Here is a 14,668-nt window from a genome sequence, read left to right on the forward strand (position 1 = left end):
GCCGCGGTCATTCATCACCGTGAGGTAGTAGTACACATCCTCCTGCTCCTGCATCATGCGGCGCAGGCCGTCCTGGATGATCACGGCGAGCGCGTAGGCAAAGGTCGGGTCATAGCTGATGCAGTTATCATCGCGTCCGTTCAGTCGGGATCGCGGTTGTCTACCCGCAGCAGGAACGGATGAATCTGCACCTCCTTCCACACGCCGGCCTGCTGGAAGGGATCGCCCGTGGTGAAGTCGATGACCTGCCGCTTGTCCAGCGCACGCACCAGGAACAGGCTGCCGATCATGCGGCCGCCGTCATCGGACATCAACGGCCCGCACATGACGCACCGGACCTCCGCGGCAGCCAGGTAGGCGCGATGTGCGTCGTAGCTGTCGAGCCGGCGCTGCTGCGCATCGGCGTGGTCAAGGCAATGAATGATGAAGTCCATATCAATATATCTATTGAAATGCCTGGCCTGGGACAGCAGCAACCGGCGCGGGGATCGGCGTCGAGGCCCACGCCAGCATCTGCCACGCGCCCTCCCGCCGCTTCCACACGCAGAGGAAGCGGTTGTCCAGCGTGCGTTCCACGCCGTCGACCACGGCAACCAGCAGGGCCTTGCCCTGCATCACGGCGATGTCGTTGTAGATTTCCTGCCCAACCTCTCGTACCGACGCCTGCAGGTAGCGCACCCGCCCGCTGCGCAGCGATGCCAGGTATGCCTGCTTGTCTTCGCGCAACGCCGAGGAGTGGGTATAGCTGAGTTCATCCGCAAGCAGGCCTTCCAGCCCCGCAATATCGGCGGCGAGCATCGCGCGGTATCGCGCGGCATCCGCCTGCCTGAGCGCAGCGAGATCTTCCATATACCCTCCGGTCTTTGTGTCCGTTTTGCCCATGCCGGTGCCCTCAGCCATGCAGATACGCTTTCACCAGCGTCTTGTCGTTCAGCAGCGCCTGCCACTCTCCGCGCCGCACTTCGTGGATCACCCGTCCCACCGAAAGCACATAGGCGCGGTCGGTCATCTCCGCGGCAATCGCCACGCTCTGTTCCACCAGCACGATGCTCAGCCCGCGCTCGCGCAGCCGGTTGAGCACGGCCAGGATTTCCTTGACAATGCGCGGCGCCAGGCCCGTGGTCAGCTCGTCCATGATCAGCAGGTCGGGCTGCAGCAGCAGCGCGCGGGCGATCGCCACCATCTGCTGCTGCCCGCCCGAGAGCAGGCCAACCTGGCCGCTGCCGCGCTCGCGCAGCAGCGGGAACAGTTCGCAGACTTCGTCGTGCGTGAAGCGCATCGCGCCGCCGCGCGCGCGCCTGCCGGCCTGCTCGGCCAGCCGCAGGTTGTCGCGCACCGACAGCTCGCCGAACAGGTTGCGGTTCTCCAGCACTACGGCAATGCCATGCTCGAAGCGGCGATGCCCCGGCACGTGGCCGATTTCCACCCCGTCCTTGACGATGCTGCCCGCCATCGGCCGCACCAGCCCCGACAGCGTGCGCACCAGCGCGGTCTTGCCCGCGCCGTTGGCGCCGACCACGGCCACCGCCTCGCCCGGCCCGACCTCCATGTCGATATCATGCAGCACCGGCACCGGGCTGTAGCCGGCATACAGGCCTTTCACTTTCAGCATGGTCAGACTCCCATATAGGCTTCGCGCACGCGCGGATCCGCCTGCACGGCTTGCAGCGTGCCGCTGGCAATGATTTCCCCGTAATACAGCACGTGGGCGGTGCCGCAGATCGTCATCAGCCCCATGTCGTGCGACACCAGCAGGATGGTCATGCCTTCGCCGTTCAGGCGCAGGATCCACGCGCGCAGCAGTTCGATTTCCTCGCTGTTCAGCCCCGAGGACGGTTCATCGAGCAACAGCAGGCGGGGTTCGCCGATGCAGGCGCGCGCCAGCTCGACGATGCGGCGCTGGCCCGCGGGCAGCGCGCCGGCGCGGTGCTGCAGCAGGCCTTCCAGACCGAACTTCCGTGCGCATCCCAGCGCGGCTTCGTGCATCGACTGCAGCTCGCGCCGCGACAGCGGCGAACGCAGCATCGCATGCACCACGCCCGAGCGCGTGGCCTTGTGGCAGCCGGCCATCAGGTTTTCCAGCACCGTCATGTGCTCGAACACCTGTGGCGTCTGGAATGTGCGCACCAGCCCGGCGCGGCTGCGCTGCTGCACGCTGTCGGCGGTGATGTCGCGCCCCGCCAGCAGCACCTTGCCGCCCTTGGGCCGCAGAAAGCCGGAGATGATGTTGAAGCAGGTGGTCTTGCCACTGCCGTTGGGGCCGAGCAGGCCGACGATGCCGCCGGCCGGCACATCGAACGCAACATTGCGCAGCACGTCAAGGCCGCCAAAGCTGTGCGCGACCGCTTCGACCCGCAGCAGGGCCTGCGCGCCTGCCGCGCCCGCGGCACTGGTGCCGGATTCAGCGATGGCGGATTTCATCGGACCTCCTTCAATGCGGGGTTCTGCGTGCGGCCGAAGGTGCGGCGATGCATGCGGCCAACCATGCCCGCGAGCCCACCCATGATCCCGCCAGGCATCAACGTGACCACCAGCACCAGCACCGCGCCAAACAACACCTGGTGGAAATCCCCCAATCCGCTCAGCAGCTCCGGCACCAGCGACACAAACAATGCGCCGATCACCACGCCGCAGGTGGAGCGCGCGCCTGCCACCACCGGCACCAGCAGGAATACGATCGAGCGCTCCACCGTAAAGCTCTGCACGCTGACGAACGACACGTAGTGCGCAAACAGGCTTCCCGCCAGCGAGCCGAGCATGGCCGACAGCACGAACATCACGGTCTTCAGCCGGTGCATGTCGATGCCGAGCACCTGCGCTGCCGGCGCCGCGTCGCGCATGGCCCGCATGGCCAGGCCGGGGCGGCCCTTGACCAGGTTGTCCACCAGCCAGAGCAGCAGCCCTACCAGCGGCCAGGCAAAGTAGTAATAGCGCTCCGGCGTATCCAGCAGGAAACCGAACAGCGACAGCTTGGGGATGCCACCGATGCCCAGCGTGCCGCCGGTCAGCCAGTCCCATTCGAAGAACAGCACATTGGCGATGCTGCCGACCGCCAGCGTCGCCAGCGCCAGGAAGAAGCCGCCCAGGCGCAGCACCGGCAGGCCGATCGCCGCCGCCAGCGCCGCGCTGGCCAGCAGGCCTGCCGCGGCACCGGCCAGCGCCGGCCATCCCAGCACCGTGGTGCTGTAGGCCGAGGCATAGGCGCCGATGCCGTAGAACGAGGCCTGCGCCAGGTTGACGATGCCGCACTGCCCCAGCAGCAGGCCGACGCCCAGGCCGCCCACGGCCAGGATGGCGGCGAAGTTGAGCAGGTCGATGTGGTGGCGCGACAGCAGTTGCCCGGCCAGCGCCCACACTACCACCGCGGCCACCACCAGCCAGCGCGTGGCGTTGGATGATGCATTCATGCTTATCCTCCCTTGCGCCCCGCGCGGCCCAGCACGCCGTTGGGGAGCAGAATCATGATGACGACCAGGATCGACAGCGCGACCACGTCGCGATAACCCGACGGAAAGCCCACCACCGCCAGCGATTCGGTCAGGCCCAGCAGCAGCCCGCCCACCACCGCGCCCAGCGGATTGCCCAGCCCGCCGAGGATGGCCGCGGCAAAGCCCTTCAGCGTCAGGCCGATACCCATCTGGTAGTTCATCGACAGCAGCGGTGTCACCAGCACCCCCGCTACCGCGCCGAAGCCGCCGCCGAGCAGGAACGTCAGCGTGCGCATGCGGCGCACGTTGATGCCGGTGGTGGTGGCCCCGTCGGGGTCCAGCGACGCCGCCGTCATGGCCAGACCGACCAGGGTCTTCGTGTAGAACAACCGCAACGCCGCCACCAGCAGCACCGCAATGACCACCAGCGCCAGTGCGTGCACGGGCGCGGTCGCCCCCAGCAGCTCCACCACACCCTCGCCGCCGATGGCCGGCAGCAGGTGCGAATCGCGCCCGCCGAAGTACAGTGCCGCGGCGGACAGCGCGAACGCCAGGCCGATGGTCAGCAGCAGGAAGCTCTCTTCGCCGGCGCCGCGCCGCATCATCGGGCGTACGAACAACGTGTCGATGGCCAGGCCGCTGGCGGCGCCGGCGGCAATGCCGCCGGCAATCGCCACCGGATAAGGCAGGCCCAGCGTCTTGAGCGCGAATACCGCAACCAGCGCGCCGATTACCGCGAACTCTCCCTGCATCGCATTGACGATGCGCGTGCCCTTGAAGATGATCGATATGCCCACGCCGATCAGCGCGTAGACGAAGCCGTTGGTGATCCCGGACAGGACCGCCTGGATAACTAGGGTGTCAGACATTGCCGATCCTTTTGCCGATGCGTTTTGCCGCTACACCGGCTAGGGCCGGGCCTTGTAGTCCAGCCGCACGAACTGGCCCTTCTGCAGCTTCGAGTAAGTAAAGCCGGCCAGCGTCATGCCGCCCATATCGGGCGCAGAAAAGTCATAGCCCATCGTGACGCCCTGGTAAGGCCGGCGCAGCGCGCTGCAGAGCTTGTCGCCGGCCACATCGGCGCCCGCCGCCTTCAGGCCGCTGGCCAGCGCCATCACCGCATCCCAGCCCACGGCGGCGAAATGCTTGGGCAGCTTGCCGTACTCCTTGCGGTAAGCCTCGACAAACTCCTTCTGCCCCGGCAGCGGATCCTCGGAAACGATGAACTCGGGATGGATGATGTTGTCGGCGGCCTCGCCCATGCCCTTGACGGTCTCGTAGGTGGCGGTGCCGTGCACTGAGATGATCGGTGCGCCGACCTTCAGCTGGCGCACATTGCGGAACGGCGCGGGCGAGGTAGAGATGACGACGATCGCGTCCGGCGTGGCGGCCTTGAGCTTGGCAGCCTGCGTGGTGACGTCGGTGGCGGCGATCTCGAATTTCTCGACCTGCACGAAGGTGACGCCGTATTGGCGGTCCAGCGTCTTCATGCTGCTCCACACCACCTGCCCGTAGCCCGAATCGTGCAGCACGCCGATGCGCTTGAGCCCGTTGTCGCGCGCATAGGACAGCACCGCGCGCGCATTCAGTTCCTGCGAGGGCGTCAGGTGGAAGACGCAGGTACGCTCGCGTTCCACCGCCGGCCCGAGTCCGGAGAACGCAAACAGCGGCACCTTCTGCGCCTGCGTGATGCCGCCGATGGCCACGGTCTGCGCGATCCCGGACGGGCCGACGATGGCGCGCACCCTGTGCGTGTGCAGCAGTGCGTTGGCCTTGGCCACGGCGGTATCCGGGCTGGAGCCGTCGTCCTCGACGACCAGCTCCAGCGGCCGCCCGCCGATGCCGCCGCCGGCATTGATGACTTTCTGCGCCAGCAGCGCGCCTTCGCGCTCGGCCAGCCCCACGGCGGCGAGGCCGCCGGTGGTTGAAAACAGGCCGCCGATGCGCACCGGCTCCGCGCCGGGCCTGGCCTGGGCCAGCACCGGCTGCTGCGCCAGCCCGAACATCACTCCGGCGACAGCCGCGCACAGGACGCCGTGCGGCGTCCGGATGATTTGCTTGAGGTTCATGTCTCCATCCTTTTTGTCATGGTTCATGGGTCTTGGGCGCGCTCTCGCGGCGCGCCTCAGTTGACGGCGGCTAGCGCACCTCCCCGCCCGGCGCACTGCTCCAGGCCGGCACATCGGCCAGCGCGGCAATGTCGAGATGGCCCAGGTCGCGCTGCTGCATCATCGCCAGGTACTGCCGCACCAGCGACGAGATCGGCAGCGCCACGGCGTTGTCGCGCGCCACGGCGAGTGCCAGGTCCAGGTCCTTCACCACCAGCGAGATCGGCCCCGCGGCGCCGTATTCGCGCTGCTTGAGCTTGTCGGCCTTGGTGCGGTAGTGCGCGCTGCCGACGATGCTGTCGTTGATCGCATCGACCATCAGCGCGCGGTCCAGCCCGGCGCGCTCGCCGAAGGCCAGCCCTTCGCCGATCACCGCGGTGCTCATGAACACCATCATGTTGATCATCAGCTTGATCACGCGCGCCTCGTCGGCGCCGCCGACATAAGACTGGCGCGCGGTCAGGCAGGCCAGCAGCGGCTGCACCGCAGCGAACGCCTCGCGTGGCCCGGACACAAAGCAACTCAGCTGCGCGCTCGCGGCCAGCGACACCGTGCCGGACACCGGCGCGCGCAGCCAGCTGGCGCCGCGCTGCGCCAGTGCCTCGGCCACCTCAGCCGAGGCTTCCGGCGATACCGTGCTCATGTCGACAAAGACCTGGCCCGCGGCCGCCGCAGCGGCAATGCCGCCGTCGGACAGGAACAGCGCGCGCAAGCTGCTGTCATCGAAGACGGTAGAGAACACCACATCGGATTGCGCTACCGCATCCCGCGCGGACGGCCCGGCGTGGGCACCCGCGGCAACGACCGGCTCGCACTGGGTGGGCACCTTGTCGAACACCGTCAGCGCGTGGCCGGCCTTCAGCAGGTTCAGGCACATCGGCCTGCCCATGGCGCCGATTCCGATCCAGCCGATGCGCGGCGATGACGAGGTGCGTTCGTGATTCACGTCTTTCATGTCCTTGCCTTCCGGCCTACTCGACCTTGACGCCCGACAGCGCAACGACCTTGCGTGTCTGCTGCGTCTGCGTTTCGATGTAGCGCGCAAACTGTTCCGGCGTCAGCTTCATCGGCACCATGCCCTGCGCCGCAAAGTGCTTCTCGACAAAGTCCTGTTCGTCGAGGATCTCGCGGATCGTGGCATTGAGCTTGTCGACCACCGCGCGCGGCACCTTGACCGGCGCCAGCACACCGTAGACCGCCGAAATATTCATTTCCTTGTAGCCGGCCTCTTCGAAGGTCGGGACCTGGGGCAATGCGCGCGTGCGCTTGTCGCCGCTGACCGCCAGCACCTTGAGCTTCTTCGCTGTGACAAAGCTCTGGATCGTCGGCAGCGCCGGGAAGGTCATCAGGATCTGCCCGCCGACGACATCGGCCACGGCAGGCGCCGAGCCCTTGTAGGGCACGTGCACGAGGTCGGTGCCGGCCAGCTTGTTGAACAGCGCGCCCATCAGGTGCGGCTGGCTGCCAGCGCCGAACGAACCGTAGCTGAGCGCCTGCGGGCGGGCTTTCGCATAGGCCGCCAGGTCCTTGACGCTGTCCACCGGCAGGCTGCCCGATACCGCCATGACCAGCGGCACATAGCCGATCGCCGCCACCGGCGCAAAGTCGCGCGCGACGTTGTAGGACACCGATGGCAGCACCACCGGATTGAGCACGAACGTGGCGTCGTTGGTCAGCAGCAGCGTGTAGCCGTCGGGCTGCGCCTTGGCAACCGCGTCGGCCCCGATCACGGTGTTGGCGCCGCTCTTGTTCTCCACCACCACCGGCTGGTGCAGCTTCTCGGACATGCGCTGGGCCAGTTGCCGGGCGATGATGTCGGTCGTGCCGCCGGGTGCGTACGGCACCACCATGCGGATCGGTTGTGCGGGATAGGCTTGTGCCAGGGCGGCGCTTGCGCCGGCAAAGCAGGCCAGGCCGAGCGCCGCGGCACACAGCGCGCGAGGGGTGTGAGTCTTCCAGTCCATCATGTCTCCATCTATCGTTGTCGGGCTTTCCGGCTCGTGCGGCCGGATGTCCAGTCAGTTGAACAACCAGGGTTCGCGCTGCCGCCGCACTTGTTCGTAGGCGTCTATCTGCGCGGCGTGGCGCAGTGCCAGCGCGATATCGTCCAGCCCGTTGAGCAGGCAATGCTGCTTGAACGGGTCGAGCGTGAAAGCGATCACCTCCCCGGCCGGCGTGACCACCTGCTGCGCGGCCAGGTCCACCTGCAGCCGGTAGCCCGGCGTGGCAGCGACCTCGGCAAACAGGCGGTCGACCACCTCCGGCGCCGCCACGATCGGCAGCAGGCCGTTCTTCAGGCAGTTGTTGTAAAAGATGTCCGCGAAACCTGGCGCGATCAGCGCGCGCAGGCCGAAGTCTTCCAGCGCCCACGGCGCATGCTCGCGCGAGGAGCCGCAGCCGAAGTTCTCGCGCGCCAGCAGGATCGACGCGCCGCGGTAGCGCGGCTGGTTCAGCACGAAGTCCGGGTTCAGCGGCCGGGTGCTGCAGTCCTGCCCGGGCTCGCCATGGTCAAGGTAGCGCCATTCGTCGAACAGGTAGGGGCCGAAGCCGCTGCGCCGGATGGATTTCAGGAACTGCTTGGGCAGGATGGCATCGGTATCGACATTGGCGCGATCCAGCGGCGCGACCAGTCCATCCAGGGTGGTAAAGGCTTTCATTGCTCGGCTTCCTCCGGTGTTACAACGCGCGGACATCGACGAAGTGCCCCGCCACGGCGGCCGCGGCTGCCATCTGCGGGCTCACCAGGTGGGTACGCCCGCCCGGTCCCTGCCTGCCTTCGAAATTGCGGTTGGACGTGGATGCGCAGCGTTCGCCCGCCGCGAGGCGGTCGTCGTTCATCCCCAGGCACATCGAGCAGCCGGGCTCGCGCCATTCGAAGCCGGCCGCGATAAATACCTGGTCAAGGCCCTCGGCCTCGGCCTGGGACTTGACCAGGCCCGAGCCCGGCACCACCAGTGCCTGCCGGATGCGCGGCGAGACATGCCGGCCGCGCACGACCTCCGCCGCGGCGCGCAGGTCTTCGATGCGCGCGTTGGTGCATGACCCGATAAAGACCTTGTCGACCGCGACCGCTTCGATCGGCGTATTCGGCAGCAGGCCCATGTAGCGCAGCGCCGCCTCGATGCTCTTGCGCCGCACCGGGTCGCGCTCGTCCCGCGGATCGGGAATGCGCTCGCCGACGGGCACCACCATCTCCGGCGACGTCCCCCAGGTCACGTGCGGGCGGATGGTCGCGGCGTCGAGGTCCACCACGGCATCGAAGGTCGCGCCCGGATCGCTGTGCAGCGTGCGCCAGTATTCGACGGCCACGTCCCACATCCGGCCCTGCGGCGCCTGCGGCCGTCCTCCCAGATATTCCAGCGTGGTCTCGTCAACGGCCACCATGCCGGTGCGCGCACCGGCCTCGATCGCCATGTTGCACACGGTCATGCGCGCCTCCATGCTCAGGCCGCGGATGGTGCTGCCGGCGAACTCGATCACGTGGCCGGTCGCGCCAGCCGTGCCGATGCGCCCGATCAGCGCGAGCGCAATGTCCTTGGCGGCAACGCCCCTGCCCAGCTCGCCCTCAACGCGTACCAGCATCGACTTGGGCTTCTTCATCCACAGGCATTGCGCGGCCAGCACCTGCTCCACTTCCGAGGTACCGATGCCGAATGCGAACGCCGCGAACGCGCCGTGCGTGGAGGTATGCGAATCGCCGCAGGCAATGGTCATGCCGGGCAAGGTCGCGCCGCGCTCCGGCCCCACCACGTGCAGGATGCCCTGGCGCGGATCGTCCATGCCGAAATTGACGATGCCGTTCTCTTCGCAGTTGCGGTCGAGCGCGTCAACCTGCGCGCGGCTCACCGGATCTGCGATGCCCTGGCTGCGCGCGGTGGTGGGCACATTGTGGTCGGCAGTGGCCAGCACCGAGGCGGCACGCCACACCTTGCGCCCGTTCAGGCGCAGCCCTTCGAAGGCCTGCGGGCTGGTCACTTCGTTGACCAGGTGGCGATCGATATAGATCAGCGCGGGGCCGTCGGTCTCCTGGTGGATCACGTGGCTGGCCCAGAGCTTGTCGAGCAGGCTCGCGGGGCGGTTAGGCTCGGTCATGATGATGTCTCCTTGCTTATGCTTTGCTTCAGTGCTGGCGCGCGCCCACCCATTCCGGCACCGGATACAGTTCGGTGCGCTTGCCCGCCTTGACGACCTGCCCGGAAATATCGTGCCCGACCAGCGCCGGCAGGTCGCGCGCGGCGCCCAGCAGCCGGTCCAGGTCAACGCCGGTGTCGATGCCGGCCGACTCGAGCATGTGCACCAGGTCCTCCGTGCAGATGTTGCCGGTGGCGCCGGGCGCGAACGGGCAGCCGCCGAGCCCGCCCAGCGAGGCATCGAAGCTGTCCACGCCCGCGGCCAGCGCAGCCAGCACGTTGGCCAGGCCCATGCCGCGGGTGTTGTGGAAATGCAGTGTCAGCGGCACGCCTGGGAACCACTGGCGGAAGGTCTCGACCAGGTCGCTCACCTGGCGCGGGTCTGCCATGCCGGTGGTGTCGGCCAGCGTGATGCTGTCCATGCCCAGCTCCAGGTATCGCCCCGCGGCCCACCGCACGCGCTCTGGCGCCACCGCGCCTTCGAACGGGCAGCCCAACGCCGTCGCCACGCAGCCGCTGACGACCAGGTCACCGGAGCGGGCCAGCGCCGTCACATCGCGGAACTGCGCCAGCGACTGCTCGCACGTCATGCGCATGTTTGCCAGGTTGTGGGTCTCGCTGGCGGACATGACGAGGTTGATCTCATCCAGGTCGCACTCGAGCGCGCGCTCGCATCCGCGCACGTTCGGCACCAGGGCCGTATAGATGACCTCGGGATGGCGGCGGATCTGCCTGGCCACGGCTTCGGCATCGCGCAGGTTCGGAATCGCCTTGGGCGACACGAACGAGGTGATCTCGATCCGGGCGAGCCCGGTTTCGGATAACCGGTCGATCAACGCGATCTTCTCTTCGGTGGGGACGAATTCCGGCTCGATCTGGAAGCCGTCGCGCACGGACACTTCATTGATGCGGACTCGCCGCGGGGCATGGGGAAGCCACATGGTCGTGTTCATTTTCTGTCCTTCGGTTTGGCGCCGCGGGTTCAGACCACGCCGGCCTCGCGCAGCGCGCGGAATTCGGCGCCGGCAATGCCGATGCCCGCCAGGATCTCTTCGGTGTGCTCGCCCAGCGCCGGCCCGATCCAGTTGGTTCGCCCCGGGGTGGCGCTGAGCCTGGGCACGATGCCCGACAGCGCCAGCGGCGAGCCATCGGGAAGCTGGTGCGGCTCGATCATGCCGCGCGCACTGTAGTGGGGGTCGCTGCAGATGTCCTGCGCGGTGTAGATGCGCCCGCAAGGCACCGCCGCGGCTTCCAGCGTCGCCAGCACGGTGTCGAGGTCGTGCGCGGCGGTCCATGCGGCGATGGCGTCGTCGAGCATGGTGTTGTGCTGCACGCGGCCATCGTTGTGAGCCAGGCGCGCATCCTGGCCGAGGTCGTCGCGGCCGATCGCCGTCATGAAGCGCCGGAAGATGGCGTCGCCGTTGCCCGCGATGATCACGTACTGCCCGTCCTTGCAGGGATACGTGTTCGACGGCGAAATGCCGGGCAGGCTGGCGCCGGAACGCTCGCGCACGTGGCCGAACTTGTCGAACTCCGGCACCAGGCTCTCCATCACGGCAAAGACGGACTCGTACAGGGCCACGTCCACATACTGCCCTTCGCCGTTGTTGTTGCGCAGGTGGTGCATGGCCAGCAGCGCGCCGATCACGCCGTACAGCGACGCCAGCGTGTCGCCGATGCTCACGCCGGACCGCACCGGCGGCCGGTCGGGGTAGCCGCTGACATAGCGCAGCCCGCCCATCGATTCCGCGATCGCGGCAAACCCCGGGCGGTCCTTGTAGGGGCCGGTCTGGCCATAGCCGGAAATGCGCACCATGACCAGGGCCGGACTCACCTTGCGCAGGTCTTCCCAGCCCAGGCCCCATTTCTCCAGCGTGCCGGGGCGGAAGTTCTCGATCACGATATCGGCGCCGGCGACCAGCTTGCGCACGATGTCCTGGCCTTCCGGGCTGCGCAGGTCCAGCGTCAGCGACTTCTTGTTGCGGCTCTGGCTATACCACCACAGCGAGGTGCCCTCATACAGCTTGCGCCATTTGCGCAGCGGATCGCCTTCGCCCGGCGCTTCGATCTTCAGCACCTCGGCGCCGAACTGGGCGAGCAGGCCGCCGGCATACGGGCCGGCGATCAGCGATCCCAGCTCCAACACGCGCACGCCTTGCAGCGGCATCTTTTCCTTGTTCGCTTCGTTGACCATGACGGTTTGCTGCTCCTGTCGAAATACGGTGACTGCCATGCAAGATTGGAAGAACCGGCGCGCGTGGTAAAGCAGTGATTGGCGAGCCTGCCATCGCATAGCGCGATGGCAGGCGCGTCTGTGCTACGCGGCGTCGAGCAGGCGGTCGACCAGCAGCCGCGCCACCGCCGAGAGGCTGTCGTAGGCGCGCACGCCGATCACCAGTTGCCGCGCGGCCCAGGGCTCGTCCAGCCTGACGGTACGGATGCCGAGGGTGTCCTGGTAAGGCGCCGCGCTGGACCTCGGCAGGATGCCCAGCCCCATCCCCGCCTGCACCATCAGGCACAGCGCGTCATAGCCAGGCACGTGTATGCGCGGCTTGAACACGAGGCCGGCCTCGCTGGCGGCCCGCACCAGCTGCAGATGAATCTGGCTGCCGGCATGCATGCTGACCAGATCAAAGTCCAGCGCCTCGCGGATCGACACCGACTGCCGCGCTGCCAGCGGGTGGCCGTCTGGCACCGCCACCACCAGTTCGTCGCACCGGTAGGGAAAGGTCTCGAGTTCCGCCCCTACCGCGCACGCGGTGAAGATGCCGATATCCGCGGCGTTCTCGGCCACGGCGCGCACGATGGCGGTGGAGACGCGCTCATCAAGGCGCACGTCGACACGCGGATAGTCCGCCAGGAACGACTTGAGCTGCGCCGGCAGGAACTGCGTAATGGCGGAGACGTTGGCGAATACCCTGACCTGGCCGCGCAGGCCTCCGCCGAAGTCGCGCATGCGCGTCACGATGTCGTCAAGGTCGTGCAGCACGCCGCGCGCCAGGTGCACCAGCTCGATGCCGGCCGTGGTCGGCTCCACGCCCTTGTTGCTGCGCCGGAGCAGGGCCGTGCCCAGGCCTTGCTCCAGCTCGCTGATGCGCTTGCTGACTGCGGCGGCGGCCAGGTGCGCACGCTCGGCGGCGGCTGCGATGGAGCCCTCTTCCGCCACGCAGACAAAGAGCCGCAGCGAGGTAGGATCGAGTCTCATGTTGCTATGTCTCCCGGGCGCCGGCCATGGCGCCCTCCTTTCTGTTCCAGCCTGGGCGTTGCGGATAAAATGCGTGCATGACCTCCGCCGCCAAACCCACCGCCCCCGTCGACCAGGACGCCCCGCCCAAGCTCGAAGAAGGCCACCGCGACTACGTCGCGGCGCTGGCGCGCGGCCTGGCGGTGATCCAGGCGTTCACCGACACCACGCCGGAAATGACGCTGAGCGAAGTCGCCCAGGCCACCGGCATGACGCCCGCCACCGCGCGCCGTGCCTTGCTGACGCTGCAGGCGCTGGGCTACATCGGCGCCAACGGGCGGCGCTTCGTGCTGCTGCCCAAGGTCCTGTCGCTGGGCGCCGCATTCCTCAGCTCGATGAACCTGCGCGACATCGTCCAGCCCTTCCTGCAGGAAGTGGCCGAGCGCTTCCGCGATTCGGTCTCGCTCGCCATCCTCGACGGCGACAGTGTGGTCTACCTCGCGCATGTGCCCAGCCAGCGGCGCATCGCGTTCCGCGCCTCGGTCGGCTACCGGCTGCCGGTGCATTGCACCTCGCTCGGCCTCGCCTTGCTGGCGCATGCGACCAAGGCCCAGCAGAACAAGGTCCTGGACAAGGCACCGTTCCAGAAATTCACGCCGATGACGCTCAGCGATGCTGATGCGCTGCGCGCCGCGCTGGCACGCACGCTTGAACAGGGCTATGCGATCCAGCACGGCCAGCTCGAGCTCAACGTCCTGTCTATCGCCGTGCCCGTGCGCGACCCCCAGCAGCGCGTGATCGCCGCCATCAACTGCTCCACCGAGACCGAGCGCGCCAGCCCCGAAGAACTTGTCGCCACACGGCTGCCGGCACTGCGCGAGGCGGCCGCGATGATCGAGGCCGCCATCCGGCGGGCGCCCACGCTGGCGCATTCGATCCTGGCGGCCTCCTGAGCTGCGCGGGGCTCAGGCCGCCACTGGCGCCGCCTCGGGCTCGATCACCACATCCAGCGTCAGCAGCTGGTAGCCGTCACGCTGCGGATGTGGCCCCACCTCGACGATGTGGTCATCGATGGTCGAGAAGATGCAGTCGACCGGGTTGGCGGGGTCGCCCTTGAAATAGATCTGAGAGGTCAGCGTGCGGTATCCCGGCTGCACCACCCGGTAGTGGATATGCGGCGCGCGCTGGCGGTTGCGGCCCAGGCGCCTCATCAGCACGCCCACCTCCGTGTCCTCGCGCCCGATGATGTAGCCGCCCGGCCGCACCGTGAAGATCTGGAAGCCGCCCTCCACATCGCAGCGCAGCTTGCCGCGCAGGTTGTCTTCGGACTGGGAGTCGTCTTCGTTCTCGTAGCGGCCGAACTGGTTGGGCTGCCACACGATCAGCGTCGCGCCCGGCACCGGCTGGCCCGTGCGCGCATCCAGCACGCGGCCGCGCACTTCGAGCCGCTGCCCGGGCTCCTCCGCCGTCGCCAGGTGGCAGGGGTTGCTGCCTTCGGCCACCTGGTCCTTGGGGAACGGGCCGGTCACGTTCTGTGGCGTGGCTTGCTCGCCGGTGCGCGCCAGGTCCAGCGCGCGCATGGTCAGGCCCATCATGTCGCACAGCATGATCAGTTCATCCTGCGCGGCCACCCGGCCCAGCCAGGCGGCAATGCGATAGAGCTGCGCATCGGTCAGCTGCAGCTCGTCCAGCATGGCGTGGAAATGCCGCAGCGCCACGCCGAATTGCGCCTGCAAGGTCTCGTCCGAGCCGGGTGCGCCGGCGCACATGGCGTCCAGCGCGCGCTGGAGGGTGTAGTTGTCCTGGGTGCTCATGGTT

General features: G+C 67.8%; 16 protein-coding genes and 1 pseudogene. 1 reads left to right on the forward strand and 16 read right to left on the reverse strand.

The window, feature by feature from the left end; genetic code table 11:
- Positions 1 to 6: 6 nt before the first annotated feature.
- The 15 genes and pseudogenes from AC5WJ1_RS08755 to AC5WJ1_RS08825 form a co-directional block, all read right to left on the reverse strand.
- Positions 7 to 126, reverse strand: a pseudogene (locus tag AC5WJ1_RS08755) (hypothetical protein); the annotation flags it as partial.
- A gap of 14 nt (positions 127 to 140) precedes the next feature.
- Positions 141 to 434: a YciI family protein gene (locus tag AC5WJ1_RS08760; RefSeq protein WP_494476030.1), complete on the reverse strand. Its 294-nt coding sequence runs from the start codon at positions 432 to 434 to the stop codon at positions 141 to 143.
- Between the two features lie 10 nt (positions 435 to 444).
- On the reverse strand, positions 445 to 849 hold the full coding sequence (locus AC5WJ1_RS08765; RefSeq protein WP_195427643.1) for a nuclear transport factor 2 family protein: 405 nt from the start codon (positions 847 to 849) through the stop codon (positions 445 to 447).
- Between the two features lie 43 nt (positions 850 to 892).
- Positions 893 to 1,612 (reverse strand): ABC transporter ATP-binding protein, encoded by a 720-nt coding sequence (locus tag AC5WJ1_RS08770; RefSeq protein WP_135705339.1) that lies wholly within the window; start codon positions 1,610 to 1,612, stop codon positions 893 to 895.
- Between the two features lie 2 nt (positions 1,613 to 1,614).
- The gene (locus tag AC5WJ1_RS08775) at positions 1,615 to 2,421 is read right to left on the reverse strand and encodes an ABC transporter ATP-binding protein (protein WP_195427642.1); all 807 of its coding nucleotides are present in this window, start codon (positions 2,419 to 2,421) and stop codon (positions 1,615 to 1,617) included.
- Positions 2,418 to 3,407 (reverse strand): branched-chain amino acid ABC transporter permease, encoded by a 990-nt coding sequence (locus tag AC5WJ1_RS08780; protein ID WP_434032640.1) that lies wholly within the window; start codon positions 3,405 to 3,407, stop codon positions 2,418 to 2,420. The genes AC5WJ1_RS08775 and AC5WJ1_RS08780 overlap by 4 nt, the downstream gene beginning before the upstream one ends.
- 2 nt (positions 3,408 to 3,409) lie before the next feature.
- On the reverse strand, positions 3,410 to 4,297 hold the full coding sequence (locus AC5WJ1_RS08785) for a branched-chain amino acid ABC transporter permease (protein WP_133096263.1): 888 nt from the start codon (positions 4,295 to 4,297) through the stop codon (positions 3,410 to 3,412).
- Between the two features lie 39 nt (positions 4,298 to 4,336).
- On the reverse strand, positions 4,337 to 5,497 hold the full coding sequence (locus AC5WJ1_RS08790) for an ABC transporter substrate-binding protein (protein WP_135705342.1): 1,161 nt from the start codon (positions 5,495 to 5,497) through the stop codon (positions 4,337 to 4,339).
- 70 nt (positions 5,498 to 5,567) lie between these two features.
- Entirely contained in the window at positions 5,568 to 6,491 is a 924-nt protein-coding gene (locus AC5WJ1_RS08795; RefSeq protein ID WP_135705343.1) for an NAD(P)-dependent oxidoreductase, read from the reverse strand.
- Between the two features lie 16 nt (positions 6,492 to 6,507).
- Positions 6,508 to 7,503, reverse strand: coding sequence for a Bug family tripartite tricarboxylate transporter substrate binding protein (locus AC5WJ1_RS08800; RefSeq protein ID WP_494476031.1), 996 nt, complete (start codon positions 7,501 to 7,503; stop codon positions 6,508 to 6,510).
- 51 nt (positions 7,504 to 7,554) lie between these two features.
- Complete coding sequence (leuD, locus tag AC5WJ1_RS08805; protein ID WP_195427639.1) at positions 7,555 to 8,193, reverse strand: 3-isopropylmalate dehydratase small subunit; 639 nt, start codon at positions 8,191 to 8,193, stop codon at positions 7,555 to 7,557.
- A gap of 19 nt (positions 8,194 to 8,212) precedes the next feature.
- Positions 8,213 to 9,628: a 3-isopropylmalate dehydratase large subunit gene (leuC, locus tag AC5WJ1_RS08810; protein WP_135705345.1), complete on the reverse strand. Its 1,416-nt coding sequence runs from the start codon at positions 9,626 to 9,628 to the stop codon at positions 8,213 to 8,215.
- Positions 9,629 to 9,656: 28 nt separating this feature from the next.
- Positions 9,657 to 10,607, reverse strand: coding sequence for a hydroxymethylglutaryl-CoA lyase (locus AC5WJ1_RS08815; protein ID WP_494476535.1), 951 nt, complete (start codon positions 10,605 to 10,607; stop codon positions 9,657 to 9,659).
- Positions 10,608 to 10,648: 41 nt separating this feature from the next.
- The gene (locus AC5WJ1_RS08820) at positions 10,649 to 11,860 is read right to left on the reverse strand and encodes a CaiB/BaiF CoA transferase family protein (RefSeq protein WP_494476032.1); all 1,212 of its coding nucleotides are present in this window, start codon (positions 11,858 to 11,860) and stop codon (positions 10,649 to 10,651) included.
- Positions 11,861 to 11,983: 123 nt separating this feature from the next.
- The gene (locus AC5WJ1_RS08825) at positions 11,984 to 12,871 is read right to left on the reverse strand and encodes a LysR family transcriptional regulator (protein WP_135705347.1); all 888 of its coding nucleotides are present in this window, start codon (positions 12,869 to 12,871) and stop codon (positions 11,984 to 11,986) included.
- A 77-nt stretch (positions 12,872 to 12,948) separates the two neighbouring features.
- On the opposite strand from AC5WJ1_RS08825, the gene AC5WJ1_RS08830 reads away from it, so the two are divergent.
- Positions 12,949 to 13,803: an IclR family transcriptional regulator domain-containing protein gene (locus tag AC5WJ1_RS08830; RefSeq protein WP_133096270.1), complete on the forward strand. Its 855-nt coding sequence runs from the start codon at positions 12,949 to 12,951 to the stop codon at positions 13,801 to 13,803.
- 12 nt (positions 13,804 to 13,815) lie between these two features.
- Here AC5WJ1_RS08830 and AC5WJ1_RS08835 read toward each other — a convergent pair whose 3' ends face one another.
- Complete coding sequence (locus AC5WJ1_RS08835; RefSeq protein ID WP_135705348.1) at positions 13,816 to 14,664, reverse strand: dioxygenase family protein; 849 nt, start codon at positions 14,662 to 14,664, stop codon at positions 13,816 to 13,818.
- Between the last annotated feature and the right edge of the window lie 4 nt (positions 14,665 to 14,668).

The sequence above is a fragment of the Cupriavidus sp. MEYA8 genome, assembly GCF_059278825.1.

What these genes read in the sequence shown, in the direction of transcription:
- AC5WJ1_RS08760 (WP_494476030.1), bottom strand. Translation starts at nt 434, where the DNA reads ATGGACTTCATCATTCATTGCCTTGACCACGCCGATGCGCAGCAGCGC.
- AC5WJ1_RS08765 (WP_195427643.1), bottom strand. Translation starts at nt 849, where the DNA reads ATGGAAGATCTCGCTGCGCTCAGGCAGGCGGATGCCGCGCGATACCGC.
- AC5WJ1_RS08770 (WP_135705339.1), bottom strand. Translation starts at nt 1,612, where the DNA reads ATGCTGAAAGTGAAAGGCCTGTATGCCGGCTACAGCCCGGTGCCGGTG.
- AC5WJ1_RS08775 (WP_195427642.1), bottom strand. Translation starts at nt 2,421, where the DNA reads ATGAAATCCGCCATCGCTGAATCCGGCACCAGTGCCGCGGGCGCGGCA.
- AC5WJ1_RS08780 (WP_434032640.1), bottom strand. Translation starts at nt 3,407, where the DNA reads ATGAATGCATCATCCAACGCCACGCGCTGGCTGGTGGTGGCCGCGGTG.
- AC5WJ1_RS08785 (WP_133096263.1), bottom strand. Translation starts at nt 4,297, where the DNA reads ATGTCTGACACCCTAGTTATCCAGGCGGTCCTGTCCGGGATCACCAAC.
- AC5WJ1_RS08790 (WP_135705342.1), bottom strand. Translation starts at nt 5,497, where the DNA reads ATGAACCTCAAGCAAATCATCCGGACGCCGCACGGCGTCCTGTGCGCG.
- AC5WJ1_RS08795 (WP_135705343.1), bottom strand. Translation starts at nt 6,491, where the DNA reads ATGAAAGACGTGAATCACGAACGCACCTCGTCATCGCCGCGCATCGGC.
- AC5WJ1_RS08800 (WP_494476031.1), bottom strand. Translation starts at nt 7,503, where the DNA reads ATGATGGACTGGAAGACTCACACCCCTCGCGCGCTGTGTGCCGCGGCG.
- leuD (WP_195427639.1), bottom strand. Translation starts at nt 8,193, where the DNA reads ATGAAAGCCTTTACCACCCTGGATGGACTGGTCGCGCCGCTGGATCGC.
- leuC (WP_135705345.1), bottom strand. Translation starts at nt 9,628, where the DNA reads ATGACCGAGCCTAACCGCCCCGCGAGCCTGCTCGACAAGCTCTGGGCC.
- AC5WJ1_RS08815 (WP_494476535.1), bottom strand. Translation starts at nt 10,607, where the DNA reads ATGTGGCTTCCCCATGCCCCGCGGCGAGTCCGCATCAATGAAGTGTCC.
- AC5WJ1_RS08820 (WP_494476032.1), bottom strand. Translation starts at nt 11,860, where the DNA reads ATGGTCAACGAAGCGAACAAGGAAAAGATGCCGCTGCAAGGCGTGCGC.
- AC5WJ1_RS08825 (WP_135705347.1), bottom strand. Translation starts at nt 12,871, where the DNA reads ATGAGACTCGATCCTACCTCGCTGCGGCTCTTTGTCTGCGTGGCGGAA.
- AC5WJ1_RS08830 (WP_133096270.1), top strand. Translation starts at nt 12,949, where the DNA reads ATGACCTCCGCCGCCAAACCCACCGCCCCCGTCGACCAGGACGCCCCG.
- AC5WJ1_RS08835 (WP_135705348.1), bottom strand. Translation starts at nt 14,664, where the DNA reads ATGAGCACCCAGGACAACTACACCCTCCAGCGCGCGCTGGACGCCATG.